Origin of the sequence: Sulfuricurvum sp., assembly GCF_028713855.1 — a bacterium.
In the GTDB taxonomy this organism is placed as follows: Bacteria; Campylobacterota; Campylobacteria; order Campylobacterales; family Sulfurimonadaceae; genus Sulfuricurvum.
This window is the reverse complement of sequence record NZ_JAQTNN010000001.1, coordinates 270,917-285,838: the sequence shown is the minus strand read 5'-3', so window position 1 is coordinate 285,838 and position 14,922 is coordinate 270,917. Positions and strand designations below refer to the sequence as shown.

Sequence of the window (14,922 nt, the reverse complement as noted above, 5' to 3'; positions counted from 1 at the left end):
ATCAATACCCCGCTTGGCACTATGATCGCAGTAACCGACGGCGAAGCAATTATCTCGCTTGATTTTACCGATGAGGTATCTATGAACGATCATAGCGATCATCCGCTGTTGCTACAACTGGAAAAGGAACTGGGAGAATATTTCGTTGGCAAAAGAGCCTCTTTTAGCCTCCCCTTAAATCCGACAGGAACACCGTTTCAAAAGAGCGTTTGGAATACACTGATCACAATCGCTTACGGCCAAACGATCACCTACGCTGAGGAGGCAAAACGGTTCGGAAATCCCAAAGCAACCCGTGCCGTCGCTAATGCCAACGGTCGTAACCCCATAGCAATCCTCATCCCCTGCCATCGTGTCATTGCTACAGGCGGCGGACTGGGAGGATACAGCGGAGGGATAGAGAAAAAAGAGTTTTTATTACGGCTGGAGAGCGAAAAAAGCTCGCACTAGGACTATTGCCCCAGAGCGAAGACGTTGGACAGGGTATTAATATAGTTAAAATAGCCGGTGATCGCGACCGCTTCTACGATCTGAACATCCGTGTATCCTAACACTTTTAGAGCATCGATCTCTTCTTTGAGAATTTTATAGTTCTCTTTTTTAGACGCTTTGATACAGAAATTAAGCAGTGCTTTTTCGGCATCACTAGTCGAGATAGCATCTACACCCTCTAACACCTCTTCGATCCGCTGTTCCGAGAGTCCCAACATCTTTGCAATCGATTTATGGACATCGACACACATCTTACAGCCGTTCTCTTTTGAGATCAAAAGGGCAATAGACTCTTTAATATCATAAGAGAGTGTCGTCTCATCAAGTAAAAAGCGTTGAATCATCCCATCCGTTGCAAAATAGATCTTTTCATCCAATGCCAACAGTTTGAATATCTCCCCCAGTTTTCCCGTTTTTTCTAAAATCGGGCGGGCTTTCTCCTGGACAGCAGGGCTCATCTCTTCAAATTCGGGTAATGCTATATGTGCCATTGTTTTCCTTTTTATGCGATTTAAATACTTCAGAGTTACGGCGCAACCCAGAAAAATACACCGAGACCGACGAGCAGAAGCTGTGTTGCCATAATCGCGGTCGTGCCGATAATATTGCCTATCTGGCAGCTCGTACATTGTTTATAAAGTCGGGACTCATACAAAGCATAGAAAAAGTATGCGATCATCAATACCGGTACGGCGAGGAGAAGATAGGTATCGATCCGATAAATCAGCTCACGCACTCCGGCAGAAGTGAAAAATGGGATGATGAAGCTCAGAGCAATAAGGGCCATCACATATTTTGCTCCCCGTTTGAAATAATCGCGGACGAATACCATCGGACAGGAACTGCCGTTTGCTACAAGTCCGAATTCAAGATGATTATTAATTCGTTGTTTCATCTCCCGATCAACCCGATCAACAAAGGTACTTCCAAAACAATAATCAAGCTGATGTTGGAAAATACGTGCCGAATCACCGGAAAGATCCTGATGATGCGGTTCCCCTTTTTCATCTTCATAAATGACGGTTACATTTTCAAAGCGCTCAACGTCTACACTAAAACCCTCATAATAGGTACTTCGCTCCGTTTGTATCACGTTTCCGATACATTTGATCACACGTGCGTTAACATACGGAAGATATGTATCAGCATTTTTAATAACAATAACGTTGTACTGGATACCGATCATAATCGCACTCAGCGCATCCAAATCGTTTTCCTTCATCGTATCGACCATATCGGTGATCCATTGAAGCAATTCATCATTAAAAAAGCGGACGTTAGCCGAGATAAGACGAATTCTTGAATCCGGATATTTGAGCAGCGGTTGAACCATTAGAAAAACCTCGATAGTTACAGATAAATATTAAAGCAAATAAACAAAAAGCGTTGAGTAACACTTGACGTTTTGAATTATAGGGTATAATTCTTATATACGTATTAATCAAGGGAAATCATGGATTATAAAATATCAGAACTCGTAGAACTCACCCATGTTCCGAAATCGACTATTTTATACTACATCAAAGAAGGGTTGCTTCCAGAAGCCCAAAAGCTCAAATCCAATGTCCACCGCTATAGTGAAGAGCACGTTGAACTCATTAAATACATCAAATACATGCAGCAAGAGATGGGAAGTTCCATCGAACAGATCAAAGGAATTTTGCAGCATAAAAATCAATCGATGGCGAGTTCTTTTTCGATGCTTGCACCTCTCATGGAGACGCTAAGCGGTATTCCGGCCACGGCAAAACATTACACTAAACAAGAGTTTATCGATTATTTCGATGTTGAGGCTGTCTTATTGGAACAACTTCTGGAAGACAATATCCTGGTTCCGACCAATACAGATGACTTTACCGATAAAGAGGCATCGATCATACGTCTCATTGAAGACTACATCGAAATAGGCCTTGATTACACGCTGCTCAAAACATATGTCAACCAAGCAAAAGCAATGGCTGATTTAGAGTGCCAATTACAAAAACAGCTGTGCAAAAGACGCACCGATGAGAATTTTTCGACCCTTTGGAAAATTATGTTTGAAACTCTTTTTAATGCCAAATCGTATCTTTTCAGCCGCTATACCCACAAAGAGCTAATGGAAGTTCTGCAAGAAGAAATCAGAGAAAAAAAGGACTGATACTCCTCAAAATATTGCTTGAAAAGAAGTAAACAGATAATCATCATGTGAGGCTGACATATGTCAAGCGACACATAATCCTACGTATAGATTAATTGTGAAAAACATATTGATTTTTACCGCTTTCTTTTGCCACATACATAGCCTGATCCGCATGTCGAAGCAATGTATCGGAAGCGGCATTATCATGCGGATACAACGTTACACCGATACTTGCGGATACATTGACAGCTTCTTTATTTGGGACAATAAATGGTTCAATAATGCTATCCAAAATTTTGGTGATGGTCGTCTCGCATTCTTCTACTGTATTTAGATTTAAAAGCAATATAGCGAACTCATCTCCCCCCATTCTGGCAACCGTGTCACTTTCTCTGACACACTTTTGCATCCGACTCGCCATTTCTACCAACAATGTATCGCCGACACTGTGCCCGAAATCGTCGTTAACAGGTTTAAATTCATCCAAATCCAGAAAACAGACTGCCATCATGCTGTTAAGACGTTTTGAAATCATCATGGCTTGATTGATTCTCTCAGCAAATAACAAGCGATTCGGCAATCCTGTCAAAGAGTCGTAAAATGCCATCCTCTCCAACGTCGATTCATAATCTTTTCCTGTCGTTATATCCGTCAACAATCCAACATAACTTGACGTTTTCCCTTCTGAATCGCTAATGGCAGAAATGGTCAGTCTCTCTACAAAAATTTCTCCGCTTTTTCTCCGATTCCAAATTTCACCAATCCAATACTTATTGCGGATGAGTTCATTCCACATATTTTTGTAAAATGCATTATCGTGTTTATCGGATTTTAGAAATCCCGCATTTTGCCCTACAACCTCATCGTTTGAATATCCTGTGATAAGACTATACGCCTCATTAGCTTCGACAATGGTTCCTTTTGTATCGGTAATAACAATCCCCTCTTTTGCACTCGTAAAGACGCTTGCAAGAAGTTTTAATTTCTCTTCGGTTTTTTTCCGATCGGTGATATTTTTGACAATATGTAAGCCGTATTGACCATCATTGTATGGATAGGTGGTGACTTCTACATCAAATACAAAGCCGTCGTGTCGCTTATGTTTAGTTTCAAAATGGATTACTTTTTTAAGACGAATCGTCTTTCTAATGTTTTTTAACTCATTTATAGTAATAACCGGATCAATATCAAAAGGTGTTTTACCGATCATTTCCTCTTTAGTATATCCCAGTGAATCGCAAGCGGCTTGATTAACATAGATGATTTCACTTTTTTCATTGAACAAATAAACAGCATCGGTGATCATATTTAACGCTAAATCCGCTAGCTGAAGCTGATTTTCAATATTCCGCCGTTCCGATATATCAAGATTAAAGCAGGTTAGAGCGATCACTTTTTTATGGGCATCATCGTAGATCGGTGAATAAAAAGTTTGCCAAAATTTTCGAGACAATACTTCATCACCGTATTCCGTCTCATCGACAAATGATTCACCTCTAAGTGCTCTGTCAAAAAGAGCTTTAGCCTTTCGGATATCATCTTCACGAACTATAATCTCCAGCATATTTAAACCCAGTTCAATCTCTTTGCCCCAAATGGTCTGCATGACCTCTTTGTGCCCATGGTTGAATGCTATATACTTATATTCTCTGTCTAAAGCAAAGATCATAATGTTTGGTGAACTTTCTAAAATAGTTTGGAGCAAATTAATATTGGTCGTATTACTGACAGAGTGGATTTCGTGAAGATCATTTTGAAGAATATGTTTATCTTTAGCCATTCTCCTAATCCTTGAATACTTTCGTATTACTTTAGAGATAACACGTAATAATATAAAATAAAAATATTGATGTAAAAATATTTTATCAAAAAAAATAAATTCTATGTATAAATATGTCTATTGTATGTTTTTTTTGTAACTTCAAGTTACAATTTAAGTATAAATCTTTTTATTTCATCGCCATCATCAAAAATCCGGTAAATCCGGCATTATCTTCGCCGATTAATGGACTCACGTGCGACTTCATCTCTTCGAGTATCTTTGTATACTTCGAGTAAAACTCGTACGTCGGACGGGGTTTGTATACCAATCCCTGAAGATCAAAAAATTTGATAATATCTTTCGTCGTAGTCGGTTTGATAAAAAATTCTTTGTCCCTTGCATAATAATAGGAAATCAGCGTCACGATCGACCATTTCGCAAGCTTATAGGTCGACAAGACATCAACCAAGATTTCAAAACCTTTCTCTGGATTAGCGTGTAAAAGCTCAAACAGTCCGATGGCAAGCATATCCTGCTGCTCCATACTCATCTGCTTAACCATATCTCTGACTTTGGGTTTTTCGAAGAGCGATACCAGTGAGGATTTGGAGACGACTTTTGCAAAATTCTCACAGATTTCTTCGGTGCGGGCGAAACGATCAGGTGCAAACATTTCCCGTACACTTTGACCTATTTTTGCCGTATTGTGCCGTTTGATGATCAGTTGGAGTGCTTCGTCTTCGAATCCTTTGGGATAAAATGCGAAGAAATTTTCCTCAGCTTCTTTTAGTTTTTTTAGATTCATTGATGATCCTTGCGTATTTAACACTCCATCTTATACTCTATCATGGATATAACCGCTCCTTGCGGATCTTGGATGATAGCGAAATCACCGACTTTCGGTATCGGCGTAATCTCGACAATAACATTTGCCCCTAATTCTTTTGCCTTCTCTAACGTGGCTTTTATGTCTGTGACGGTTATGTAATTGCCCCAATGCGGCGGTACTTTTTCATCATCACAATGTTTTAGATCCATAATACCTGCCATCTCTTGACCGTTTAATGTTACTAACTGATAGTCAAAATCGACGTTATCGGCTTTTTTAAACTCCCAACCAAAGACGTCGCCGTAAAACTTTTTTGCCCCTTCAACATCACCTGTTAACAGTTCAAACCAACTAAATGCACCGTGCGTTGTAAATGGATTCATTTTATAGTCCTCCTGGATATTTTCGATTATCGTAGCATCATTTTATAAACGTTTCAACTATTATGTCGTTTTGAAAAGATCCAGTCCAAAATACTCTTTGAGTGCACTCGTGTACTCCACTTCGAGTTTTTCGAGTTTCCCCTCTTCGATCAGTTTTAGCTCATTATCCACAAGGATCTTACGTCCGTTGGGTGTCTGCATAATCGCGAGTTTTTTCTGCGTGAAAATGGTATCAGGATGAGTGGCATTAAAGTAGTTCGCGAGGCTAAACTCGATCCACTCTTGCGGTTGTAATGCAAAGCCGTATTGACGTTGCCATTCATCTTGCACGAGAGAACTCACAACGTATTCACCATCGATCAGCTCCATACGGAAACGATCACCGTCCTGCACCGCTTCCCCCTCTTCTATCATCATCGGAGCGCGTAAAGCATATCCGCCAAATCCCGTATCGCAAAGATAATCTCTCCCCTCGACACGTACGATCACCACCATATGGGTTTTGGGTCGTCTCATCGGATAAAACATCGGTCGCGCCCCCGCGAAATACCACTCGAATCCGATTGCGGTGAGTGCCATGGCAAACACGCCGTTGATCTCGTAGCAGTACCCGCCACGTTGATGCACTAGCACCTTATCGACGATCTCTTCGGGAACCATCGAGGGGATTCGTCCCGCCTGCACTTCGGTATTTTCAAACGGAATGCTTCGCAGTTGCTTTTGTACTAACTGAGTGAGTGTTGCGACATCGGGATGCACTTCCCCATCAAAGCCGATACGGGAGAGGTAGTCTGTGAGATTAAAATTTTCGGCTGTCATCGGGGTTCCAATTATCTTATGATTTGGGAATTTTGCTCTTTTTTCGCTTTGCCTGCCGTTAAAGCGTTTGCGGAAATTCTTTTAAGAAAAACGATGTAAAATATTTGAAATATATCGATATAACTAAGAGAAATTTCATGAAATATACTGTTGCTATCGTGCTTGTTTTATTCATTATCTCTAGCCGTGCGTACCCGCATGATTTTGATGGACGAAATGGCTATATCTTCGATCAAAGTTACGTTACTCGTATATCAGAGTCCAACGCTTCAGCTTTGTTAAAAATCAAAAATGCTGGTGATGTATTCTTAAAGAAAAGCAAAACGACAATATTGCCAAACGGCGTTAAGAAGTCCTCAGATAAACTTATTTTTAAAGCTGCTGGAAAGCCTGACTTAAGCTTAAAAAGTTACGTTTACAAAGGCAAAGACGATGGCGATTCGCAAAGGTTTTCGTATGTCAGTGAATTGGGTAAGTATCATTTGGTAGTCGTAGAGTTTGATCACGATCGACCCTGCTTTATATTGGTGCATAAGAACACATTGAAGATTTACTTTGTGGATTACGATTCAAAAATTGACTAATCTATTATGAGTACTCTCTCGTTCCAACTTAGCAAAAATAGAAAAATAAGGGTCAGGTGATACCTATAACTAAATTTAAAAATAGAGATCAGGTTGTTGACCCGATCTTGACCTAGATTTCAGAATCTTTGTCATCTTTGATCGTAAAGTTCGCAAATGCACCTTCGACGCTCATCGTATTTTTATACTTTGTTGCCGTTAATCTCACCGCTTTTGTTTCCAAATTACAAACCGCGATACGAAAATTCGATCCCATAAAAGGTTCCACAATACAGACAATATTCCCCTCTACTTCGCGTGTTGCATGTATGATCCCTTGTAAATTATGAAAAAAATACTTAGGATAGCTCAAAGGAGTGATTTCGACGACATCAGAATATCTTTTCTTATCCAATGTACTCGCAATGGTGGCAGCATCCTCAAAATTATCAAACTGTACGCACCAATCATCAAAAACTTTATTAAAATGATTCAGATCTTCATCCAAAAACCCGCCTGCCGGAGATTGCAAAGCATAAATACTCACATAGCTCCTTTCGCTTTTCTCATATTAAACAGCATCACCGCCGCAAATGCCATCAAACACCCGATAAGAGTAGAAACCGCCAACGTCTCGCCGTACACAACCCAGCTCGACACGATAGCCCCCACAGGGACGATAAACATAAATACTCCCGTACGGTGCGCCCCCACCTTTCCCGCCGAGACGAAATAAAGCGCCGTGCTAAACGTCCCCGGAATCACCCCGATAAAGAGGATCGTCCACCAAAATACCGCGTCATACGCCACAAAATCGAACGGTCGGTGCGGCAGGGCAAAGAGCATATTGATAAACGTCGTGATACCGAAAACGACGAGTGTGTAAAACATCAAATCTGCACGTACCGCCGCTTTTTGGGAGACTACCGTCACTAATGCCCACACAACAGCACAACCGAGGAAATAGGCACTATCGACATTCAAGAACGCAAATCCCTCGAACGGGACACGAAGCAGTATCAGCGCTCCGAATATACCGATGGAGAGGGCACCGATTTGACGGGATGAGACTTTGGTTCCCAAAAACGATATCGAGAGGACATAGGTAATGATGGGAGCGAGCGACGTGACCATCGTCCCGCCATAACCCGCATCGCCGTGTGAGAGTCCCGCGAAAAAGAGATAGTTAAACAGCGAGGTCAACACCCCCGCAATCACCATATAGATTAACCCAGCTCTATCGGTAATGAGAGGTATTTTCATGTACCAAATCACGGGGATAATACTGATAAATGAGATCGCATAACGCCAAAAAGCGGCAACTTGGGCATTGGAGTGCTCCGCCGCGACTTTCCCCGCCGTCCACGCAAACCCCCAAAAGAGCATCGCGATAATCATTAAAATAATGTACTTGTTCGTATTCTTTGTATTATCCATGTTTGTAACTCTCAATGTAACTGATCAACATCTCCACCGAATCAAAATAATCCCGCGAATCTCCCGAAGCCTTTGCCGAGAGAATCGCCCCCTCCAGTAATGCTACCGAAAAAAGGGCGAGTTGACGTGTATCGCACTCACGCATCTCCCCTGCTCTCACCGCCTCATCATAAATCGATTTGAACACTTTGCGAAATTGGGCATAGATCACTTTGAGGGTACGATCAAAATCCTCATCGATATTGGACATCTCTTGGACGAGATTGGCGAGAGGACAACCCCGTTTAAAGTCTCGGATATTGCCGTCTCGAAGCATCACAAACAACTGCTTTAGATAATCTCCGTCACTCTCTTTGATTGCTTGATAACGGGTTGCAAATCGCTGTGCTATTTTCTCTTTTATCGCGGAGAGTGCCATCTCTTTTTTGTTGGGGAAAAAGTGGTACATAGAGCCTTTATGTACCCCCGCATTAGCGAGTATATCGGCTAATGCCGCACCTTGATAGCCGTGCGAATAAACCTCTTCATAGGTAGCGTCGATTAATCTCTGTCGTGTATTTTCTTTCATGACAAAATTATAGCATACCCTCTTGACTATTTGGTCAAATCGTATTACAATGACACTTGACCAAACAGTCAACACCATCCAAAAAGGATCTCACATGCCACTCATTCAAACCATAGCACCCGAAGAAGCAACCGGTGAGGTTGCCAAACTCTATAAAGTTATCGAAGCGATGGGAAGAACCGTCGGCAACAATGCACAGCTACTTAGCATCAGCCCCGAGTTGCTACGCCAGCAGATGGATTTTATAAAATTCTATATGAAGCACCCAACTCTCTCGATGCCCCTGCTCGCCGCAATCCGAATCATGGTTTCCAGTGGGGAAGAATGCCAATTTTGTATCGATTATAATACGGGGATGTTAATAAATCTAGCGGGATGGACATTCGATCAGGTGGCAGAAATGCGTAAAGATCCAAAGTCAGCAAACCTTCCCCAACGCGAAATAGCCATGCTCTTACTGGCGATCAAAGCAGTCCGCATTGCACACTCGGTTAACCCAGATGATTTGGATACCTTGCGAGAAATGGGATGGAGTGATAGCGATATTCTCGATGCAGTGAGTCATGCGACACGGATGTTGGCAACTGATATTATTTTTAATACGTTCAAAATTGAGCTTGCATAATCTACTATGCTACAATCTTATTATGATTTTCACCCATGCCACCCACAACGACATCCCTGCCCTAACCTCCCTCATAAACCGCTCCTATCGCGGTGATAGCTCCCGCGCGGGATGGACGACCGAGGCTGATCTGTTAAATGGGAAACGGATCGATGAGGCGGGGTTGATCCAACTGCTGAATAATCCTGATTCACTGATTCTTATTGCCCGATCTGACGAAACGATCCTTGCCACCATTCATGCCCATCGCGAAACCGATACCGTCCATTTCGGATTATTTGCGGTTGAGCCTTCACTTCAAGGTGGGGGAATCGGTAAAGAGCTGTTAGCCTACGCCGAATCCGAAGCCATGCAACAATGGGGAGTTAGTACAGCGATCATGGAGGTAATCACTCACCGCGCGGAATTGATCGAGTATTATGAGAGAAGAGGCTATATTCGTACAGGTGAGATGATCGCATTTCCTGAGTCTGATTTATGGGATCAAAAAATCGATTCTCTGGAATTGGCTGTTTTTCATAAAAAATTAGCTGTAATTTAGTTAAGCCTCATTCTCTTTTTTATCCGTTTCAATACACACAGTATTAATCATCAATTCCAAAAGATCAACCGTCTTTTCATTAGACGATTTAACCTCACTCTCTTTAATACTGTCAAAAATATCCGCTGTTGAAAGAGTTTGCGATTCTAATGGATTGGTATTCTGCTCAGCTTTTTGCTTCTCGTGTTCTGCCTTTTGCGCTTCCATCATCTCTTTAAGCAAAAGTTTTCGATAGTCGCTGACCATCTTGTTAATATCCATCGGATTTTCAGGATTTGCCTCTTTCTCTTTCAACAATTTTTGGCGATATTCTTCGACAAGTGTTTTGATTTTTTCTTCATTCAGATCACTTAAAAACTGAGCCGCCCCTTTTGTAGATATATCTTTTTTAAATTGTTCCAATGCCGCATCATTGCTATTGATCTCATCGCGTGTCTGATAGGGGACAACCGGATGAAGTTTGTTAATTACATCAATATAGTCTTGGGAAACGCTTGTATCTTTCAAGATGACAGAGGAAATGGTATTTACCGAATTTAATGCAGCGGTTATATTCATCACGAACTCCTGATATAAAGTACAAACTTTGACAAGCAAAAATCGTTCTCTAATGTGATAAATTAAACTAACCATACATTTCATAATGCTACAATATAGTCATAATACTCAAAGGAGTCACGTATGCATCTTATATCTTTGATAACAAGTATCTTTTTGGCGACTACAACCTCGCTTTTAGCGGGAGAGTTTACCCTTCATAGCAACGATCTCTCCGGTCAACTCACCAAAACTCAAGAGTTTTCAGGATTCGGGTGTGAGGGGAAGAATATCTCTCCGGAACTGCATTGGAGCGATGCCCCTAAAGGGACAAAAAGTTTCGCGGTAACGGTCTATGACCCCGATGCTCCTACGGGAAGCGGCTGGTGGCATTGGGTTGTTTTTAACCTCCCCTCAACGGTTACGTCGTTACCGGCTGATTTTGGAAATATCACCAAACATACCGCTATCAAATCGATTCAAGGTGTTACCGATTTCGGATCAGCCGGATTTGGCGGAGCGTGTCCACCCAAAGGGGACAAACCTCATCGTTATATGTTCACCGTCCATGCACTCAATGTCGATCACCTCGATTTGGATTCTAAAGCTTCACCGGCATTGGCTGGGTATATGATTAATGCCCATTCCATAGGTAAAGCGACAATGATATCGTACTACGGGAGATAAGCGATACTAAGGGAAGTCGATTACACCTCTAGCGCTCGTGAGCATTTCGGGTTAATCTGCTTTGATTGATAAGCGTTTTTAGACGTCGTACTCCGCACCCAATTCGGCACGTGTCATTCGAAGCCGCTCAGCTAATACACTGGCAAGGCTTTGCATAAAATGAAAGGCCGCTTTTTTATGATGTACGGAAAACATATCGAACGCTTCACGCGAAATGCAGTATAAATCGGTATCGGCACCTGCAATAGTATCAGTGTAATGCGGCGCCCCTTCCAAAAAGGAAAATTCTCCGAAAAAATTGTTCTTCCCGAGGGTACTAAGGTGAACATTTTTGCGATCGGGATAAGGGAGCATAAGGCGAACCAATCCGCGTCGGATCAAGTATATTTCACCATTTCCTTCCCCCTCTGAATAGATCACTTCCCCTTTTTTATACGACCTGCTCTCCACCAAACTCCGTATCTCATCGAGCGTTTCAGCTTTTCTCCCTTTGAAAAGATCAAAATCCTCCAACTCCAGTATTTTCTCTGAATCCGATCCGATAACACTCTCTTTGATTATTCTATTTTCTGCCCATTCGACCGCATCATCCAAATCATCAAAAACCATAATCGGACTCAAGTGTTTGAGAAGTCCGACATGATTGAAATAATTTTCCACATCTTCCCCCGTCGGTAACTTATGAGGTAATCGGCATAAAATGAGATATCCGCCTTTATCGTGAAGAATATCTTTAATCTGCAGGAGAATATGTGCAGCGGTCAAATCGACCGTCTGTACCCGCTTCATATCGATAATAATGTATTTTTTTGTCTGCAAATCTTCACGAAGCATCGTATAAAGTTGATTCGCCGTTCCGAAAAAGAGGCTGCCGTGCAGTTCATACACCGAAAATTCAGCCCCTTTTTGACGTAAGACAGCATCTTCAGCTTTACTACGGACAATTTTACTCCGCGCCTCCGTACCGTCTTGATGACGGTAGACAACCGATGATCCTATCTGCTGAACGATATACAAAACAATTGCCAGGAATAAACCGACTCCCGCAGCGGCGATCAGGCTGATCGAGAGAGCACTGATGGCAACAGAAACGATAATAAAAAAATCAAGTGCCGTTTGGCGTGATCTGAGAAGTTTGATGCTGTGTCGATCAATCATCCGAAAACCGATGACGATCAAAATCCCTGCCAAAGCAGCAACCGGAATCCATGCGATAAAACTCCCCAACAAGAGAAAAGCGATAACCGCCATGATCCCCTCAATAAAACCCGATAGACGTGTTGTCGCACCGCTGGAGATGTTTACCATTGTTGCGCCCATCATCCCAGATCCGGGCATTCCTCCGACCAAAGAAGAGAGGATGTTTCCACTCCCCTGAGCAATGAGCTCGCGGTTAGAATTATGGAAAGAATGGGTCATTGAATCCAAAATAATACAGGTTTTAAGGGTATCAATCGATAACAATGCCGCAAGGGTCAAAGCAGGAAAAAAGAGAATCTTCATCTCATCCAATGAAATATTTCCCAACACTTCAAACCGTTTTACCAACATTTGAACCATATCGATCCCACCGGATCCGCCCAGTTCTCCAATCACCAGAGGATTATTCGCTTGAAATAAAATAGGGTCCATCGTCCCCAATGCGCCATACGTCAGGATTCCCGCTATCAATGCCACGATAACTGCCGGAATAACGCGTAAAAACCTAGTCGCATAAAGCATAATAGCGATGGTTACCGATCCAACCACTATACTTTCCCATTGCCATGCGGCTGAAAGTTGCAGGGACCCCCAAAAATCTGCCCCTTGGGGAAACCCTAGAAATTTTGGCGTCTGAGAAGCGATAATATACAGCCCTACCCCGCTGAGATAGCCGCTTACAACGGGAAAAGGCATGTATTTGATCAACCGACCCAGCCCGACCACCCCAAAAAGCACTTGAAATACCCCTGAAAGAAGTGCGACGATCATAAGCATCACAAAGACCAAATCAGGTCCGTAATCGAGATTAATATATTCGAGAGCAAAAGCAGATAATACTGCCGCTGCCGGAGCACTTGGAGCAGAAATCAAACGGTGGGTACCGCCTGCCAAAGAAGCCGTAATTCCGATTAATGCAACCCCTAAAATACCTGCTATCGCACCATAAGCAGCGTAGTGTCCGCCAATCGTTCCGTAAATCGTCACACCAAAAGCAATTGCGGCGGGCATAGCCACCAACATAGCTGCTGTTCCGCCCCAAAAATCACCTGAAAAATTAGCTGTTTTAAACATTACAATAATTCCATAGTTTCTAAAATTATAAAAGAAATCTATTGTATCCAAAAACCGATATCATGGTACAATCCCGTCCATGAAATCACACCTGACTGACACCCGCAGAGGCATAGGGTATATGCTTATCGCTTCCTTTTTGTTTGCCCTCACCATGGTATTTGCCAAACTCCTCTCCGGCTCTATGGGCTCAGTCGAAGTGACCTTTTGGCGTAACGGTATCGGATTGATTGTGATCGCGGCACTGGTTATGCTTAAGCCTATTCGTAATGTAGGCGGAAAACCCTTAACTCTCATTTTTCGCGGAATTATCGGAACCATTGCACTTTTGACCTTCTTTTACACCATCAGTGCGACTACCCTTTCAAATGCGATTGTTTTTGCCAAAACAGAGCCTATTTTTACCGCTTTGCTTGCTTTTTTTCTACTGGGTGAGAAGCTATCATCACGAGCTGTTTTAGCCGTTTTGATCGGATTTGTAGGGGTTGCAATACTCAGCGGGTTGCAGTTTGGTTATCTTCACGTCATGGGAATATTGACCGGATTGCTCTCGGCGTTGGCTTATACCAGTGTCCGAAGTCTCAAAGCGTTTTATGATGAGCGAACCGTTGTCCTCTCATTTATGATTTCCGGTGTCCTCATTCCGATTATGCTAATGATTGCGGCTGAATACGTAACCTCGGAACTGTTTGCCTTTGCCCTCTCGCCCTTCACAATGCCGCAGCGGATGGATTGGGTATGGATTGCACTGATAGGGATTACTGCCGCATATGGACAGGTTTATATGACCCGTGCCTATTTTTACGCCAAAGCAGGAATAATCAGCACGGTGAGCTACTCTGTTATCCTGTTTGCAACGCTGTTTGGAATAATGTTAGGGGATATCCTCCCGACACCGATGGTGATTATGGGAGGAGTTTTAATCGTCATGAGCGGAGTGATTCTTTCACGTCAAAAATAAACTATTTTATAATTTATTTTCAAGCTTTTTAGCTATTGAATCTCCCAATCGATCTAAAGGAGTATCATTCATTTTTTCTTCGAAACTTTTTGTTGAATGCTTAACACTAATATTATTCTCCGATTTCGCCATCGAAGCCGGCTCATCCGGGACTGCTTCAACGGAAGTATTATTTTCTTTTGCCCTATTTTCTAAATACTCATCTAAAAAAAATGCTTTGAACAACAGTAATACAACCGCTAAAATAATTAAATAGACAAATCTCTGCATCCAATCCCTTCCTCTACCTTCCAAGTCGTTAATTATAGAAGACATATTACCC

Annotated in this window: 19 protein-coding genes; 7 read left to right on the top strand and 12 right to left on the bottom strand. The window is 42.2% G+C overall.

The features are described from left to right. Positions 1-21: 21 nt before the first annotated feature. On the top strand, positions 22-450 hold the full coding sequence (locus PHI47_RS01450; RefSeq protein WP_299932904.1) for a methylated-DNA--[protein]-cysteine S-methyltransferase: 429 nt from the start codon (positions 22-24) through the stop codon (positions 448-450). A gap of 2 nt (positions 451-452) precedes the next feature. Here the strand turns inward: PHI47_RS01450 and PHI47_RS01445 are convergent, their stop codons facing one another. Next, on the bottom strand, positions 453-983 hold the full coding sequence (locus PHI47_RS01445) for a carboxymuconolactone decarboxylase family protein (protein WP_299932901.1): 531 nt from the start codon (positions 981-983) through the stop codon (positions 453-455). Positions 984-1,018: 35 nt separating this feature from the next. Continuing rightward, positions 1,019-1,825 carry a peptide deformylase gene (locus tag PHI47_RS01440; RefSeq protein ID WP_299932898.1) on the bottom strand — a complete coding sequence of 269 codons (807 nt, stop codon included), beginning with the start codon at positions 1,823-1,825 and terminating at the stop codon, positions 1,019-1,021. Positions 1,826-1,945: 120 nt separating this feature from the next. On the opposite strand from PHI47_RS01440, the gene PHI47_RS01435 reads away from it, so the two are divergent. After that, entirely contained in the window at positions 1,946-2,632 is a 687-nt protein-coding gene (locus PHI47_RS01435; RefSeq protein ID WP_299932895.1) for a MerR family transcriptional regulator, read from the top strand. 91 nt (positions 2,633-2,723) lie between these two features. Here PHI47_RS01435 and PHI47_RS01430 read toward each other — a convergent pair whose 3' ends face one another. From PHI47_RS01430 to PHI47_RS01415, 4 genes are all read right to left on the bottom strand, one after another. Beyond that, positions 2,724-4,394: a sensor domain-containing diguanylate cyclase gene (locus PHI47_RS01430; protein WP_299932892.1), complete on the bottom strand. Its 1,671-nt coding sequence runs from the start codon at positions 4,392-4,394 to the stop codon at positions 2,724-2,726. Positions 4,395-4,563: 169 nt separating this feature from the next. Next, positions 4,564-5,181 carry a hypothetical protein gene (locus PHI47_RS01425; protein WP_299932889.1) on the bottom strand — a complete coding sequence of 206 codons (618 nt, stop codon included), beginning with the start codon at positions 5,179-5,181 and terminating at the stop codon, positions 4,564-4,566. 17 nt (positions 5,182-5,198) lie between these two features. After that, the gene (locus PHI47_RS01420; protein ID WP_299932886.1) at positions 5,199-5,588 is read right to left on the bottom strand and encodes a VOC family protein; all 390 of its coding nucleotides are present in this window, start codon (positions 5,586-5,588) and stop codon (positions 5,199-5,201) included. 60 nt (positions 5,589-5,648) lie between these two features. After that, entirely contained in the window at positions 5,649-6,407 is a 759-nt protein-coding gene (locus tag PHI47_RS01415; protein WP_299932883.1) for an arylamine N-acetyltransferase, read from the bottom strand. A gap of 137 nt (positions 6,408-6,544) precedes the next feature. Here PHI47_RS01415 and PHI47_RS01410 point away from each other — a divergent pair, with 137 nt between their 5' ends. Next, on the top strand, positions 6,545-6,991 hold the full coding sequence (locus PHI47_RS01410) for a hypothetical protein (RefSeq protein ID WP_299932881.1): 447 nt from the start codon (positions 6,545-6,547) through the stop codon (positions 6,989-6,991). 112 nt (positions 6,992-7,103) lie between these two features. Here the strand turns inward: PHI47_RS01410 and PHI47_RS01405 are convergent, their stop codons facing one another. From PHI47_RS01405 to PHI47_RS01395, 3 genes are read right to left on the bottom strand one after another with little or no spacing between them, the layout of a single operon-like run. Beyond that, positions 7,104-7,517: a hypothetical protein gene (locus PHI47_RS01405; RefSeq protein ID WP_299932878.1), complete on the bottom strand. Its 414-nt coding sequence runs from the start codon at positions 7,515-7,517 to the stop codon at positions 7,104-7,106. After that, positions 7,514-8,407: a DMT family transporter gene (locus tag PHI47_RS01400; protein ID WP_299932872.1), complete on the bottom strand. Its 894-nt coding sequence runs from the start codon at positions 8,405-8,407 to the stop codon at positions 7,514-7,516. The genes PHI47_RS01405 and PHI47_RS01400 overlap by 4 nt, the downstream gene beginning before the upstream one ends. Further along, complete coding sequence (locus PHI47_RS01395; protein ID WP_299932869.1) at positions 8,400-8,975, bottom strand: TetR/AcrR family transcriptional regulator; 576 nt, start codon at positions 8,973-8,975, stop codon at positions 8,400-8,402. The genes PHI47_RS01400 and PHI47_RS01395 overlap by 8 nt, the downstream gene beginning before the upstream one ends. A gap of 94 nt (positions 8,976-9,069) precedes the next feature. Here PHI47_RS01395 and PHI47_RS01390 point away from each other — a divergent pair, with 94 nt between their 5' ends. Further along, positions 9,070-9,600, top strand: a complete 531-nt coding sequence (locus PHI47_RS01390) for a hypothetical protein (RefSeq protein WP_299932866.1) — start codon at positions 9,070-9,072, stop codon at positions 9,598-9,600. 22 nt (positions 9,601-9,622) lie between these two features. Beyond that, positions 9,623-10,141: a GNAT family N-acetyltransferase gene (locus PHI47_RS01385; RefSeq protein WP_299932863.1), complete on the top strand. Its 519-nt coding sequence runs from the start codon at positions 9,623-9,625 to the stop codon at positions 10,139-10,141. Here PHI47_RS01385 and PHI47_RS01380 read toward each other — a convergent pair whose 3' ends face one another. Next, entirely contained in the window at positions 10,142-10,699 is a 558-nt protein-coding gene (locus tag PHI47_RS01380) for a hypothetical protein (protein ID WP_299932860.1), read from the bottom strand. 123 nt (positions 10,700-10,822) lie between these two features. Between PHI47_RS01380 and PHI47_RS01375 the strand changes: the two genes are divergently transcribed. Then, the gene (locus PHI47_RS01375; RefSeq protein WP_299932856.1) at positions 10,823-11,365 is read left to right on the top strand and encodes a YbhB/YbcL family Raf kinase inhibitor-like protein; all 543 of its coding nucleotides are present in this window, start codon (positions 10,823-10,825) and stop codon (positions 11,363-11,365) included. Between the two features lie 78 nt (positions 11,366-11,443). Here the strand turns inward: PHI47_RS01375 and PHI47_RS01370 are convergent, their stop codons facing one another. After that, the gene (locus tag PHI47_RS01370) at positions 11,444-13,639 is read right to left on the bottom strand and encodes a SulP family inorganic anion transporter (RefSeq protein ID WP_299932853.1); all 2,196 of its coding nucleotides are present in this window, start codon (positions 13,637-13,639) and stop codon (positions 11,444-11,446) included. A gap of 79 nt (positions 13,640-13,718) precedes the next feature. Here PHI47_RS01370 and PHI47_RS01365 point away from each other — a divergent pair, with 79 nt between their 5' ends. After that, entirely contained in the window at positions 13,719-14,600 is an 882-nt protein-coding gene (locus tag PHI47_RS01365) for a DMT family transporter (RefSeq protein ID WP_299932850.1), read from the top strand. Between the two features lie 6 nt (positions 14,601-14,606). Here PHI47_RS01365 and PHI47_RS01360 read toward each other — a convergent pair whose 3' ends face one another. Further along, positions 14,607-14,915, bottom strand: a complete 309-nt coding sequence (locus tag PHI47_RS01360; RefSeq protein WP_299932847.1) for a hypothetical protein — start codon at positions 14,913-14,915, stop codon at positions 14,607-14,609. Positions 14,916-14,922 lie beyond the last annotated feature (7 nt).

Coding starts and splice junctions, on each gene's coding strand:
- PHI47_RS01450 (WP_299932904.1), top strand. CDS start 22: ATGATCGCAGTAACCGACGGCGAAGCAATTATCTCGCTTGATTTTACC.
- PHI47_RS01445 (WP_299932901.1), bottom strand. CDS start 983: ATGGCACATATAGCATTACCCGAATTTGAAGAGATGAGCCCTGCTGTC.
- PHI47_RS01440 (WP_299932898.1), bottom strand. CDS start 1,825: ATGGTTCAACCGCTGCTCAAATATCCGGATTCAAGAATTCGTCTTATC.
- PHI47_RS01435 (WP_299932895.1), top strand. CDS start 1,946: ATGGATTATAAAATATCAGAACTCGTAGAACTCACCCATGTTCCGAAA.
- PHI47_RS01430 (WP_299932892.1), bottom strand. CDS start 4,394: ATGGCTAAAGATAAACATATTCTTCAAAATGATCTTCACGAAATCCAC.
- PHI47_RS01425 (WP_299932889.1), bottom strand. CDS start 5,181: ATGAATCTAAAAAAACTAAAAGAAGCTGAGGAAAATTTCTTCGCATTT.
- PHI47_RS01420 (WP_299932886.1), bottom strand. CDS start 5,588: ATGAATCCATTTACAACGCACGGTGCATTTAGTTGGTTTGAACTGTTA.
- PHI47_RS01415 (WP_299932883.1), bottom strand. CDS start 6,407: ATGACAGCCGAAAATTTTAATCTCACAGACTACCTCTCCCGTATCGGC.
- PHI47_RS01410 (WP_299932881.1), top strand. CDS start 6,545: ATGAAATATACTGTTGCTATCGTGCTTGTTTTATTCATTATCTCTAGC.
- PHI47_RS01400 (WP_299932872.1), bottom strand. CDS start 8,407: ATGGATAATACAAAGAATACGAACAAGTACATTATTTTAATGATTATC.
- PHI47_RS01395 (WP_299932869.1), bottom strand. CDS start 8,975: ATGAAAGAAAATACACGACAGAGATTAATCGACGCTACCTATGAAGAG.
- PHI47_RS01390 (WP_299932866.1), top strand. CDS start 9,070: ATGCCACTCATTCAAACCATAGCACCCGAAGAAGCAACCGGTGAGGTT.
- PHI47_RS01385 (WP_299932863.1), top strand. CDS start 9,623: ATGATTTTCACCCATGCCACCCACAACGACATCCCTGCCCTAACCTCC.
- PHI47_RS01380 (WP_299932860.1), bottom strand. CDS start 10,699: ATGAATATAACCGCTGCATTAAATTCGGTAAATACCATTTCCTCTGTC.
- PHI47_RS01375 (WP_299932856.1), top strand. CDS start 10,823: ATGCATCTTATATCTTTGATAACAAGTATCTTTTTGGCGACTACAACC.
- PHI47_RS01370 (WP_299932853.1), bottom strand. CDS start 13,639: ATGTTTAAAACAGCTAATTTTTCAGGTGATTTTTGGGGCGGAACAGCA.
- PHI47_RS01365 (WP_299932850.1), top strand. CDS start 13,719: ATGAAATCACACCTGACTGACACCCGCAGAGGCATAGGGTATATGCTT.
- PHI47_RS01360 (WP_299932847.1), bottom strand. CDS start 14,915: ATGTCTTCTATAATTAACGACTTGGAAGGTAGAGGAAGGGATTGGATG.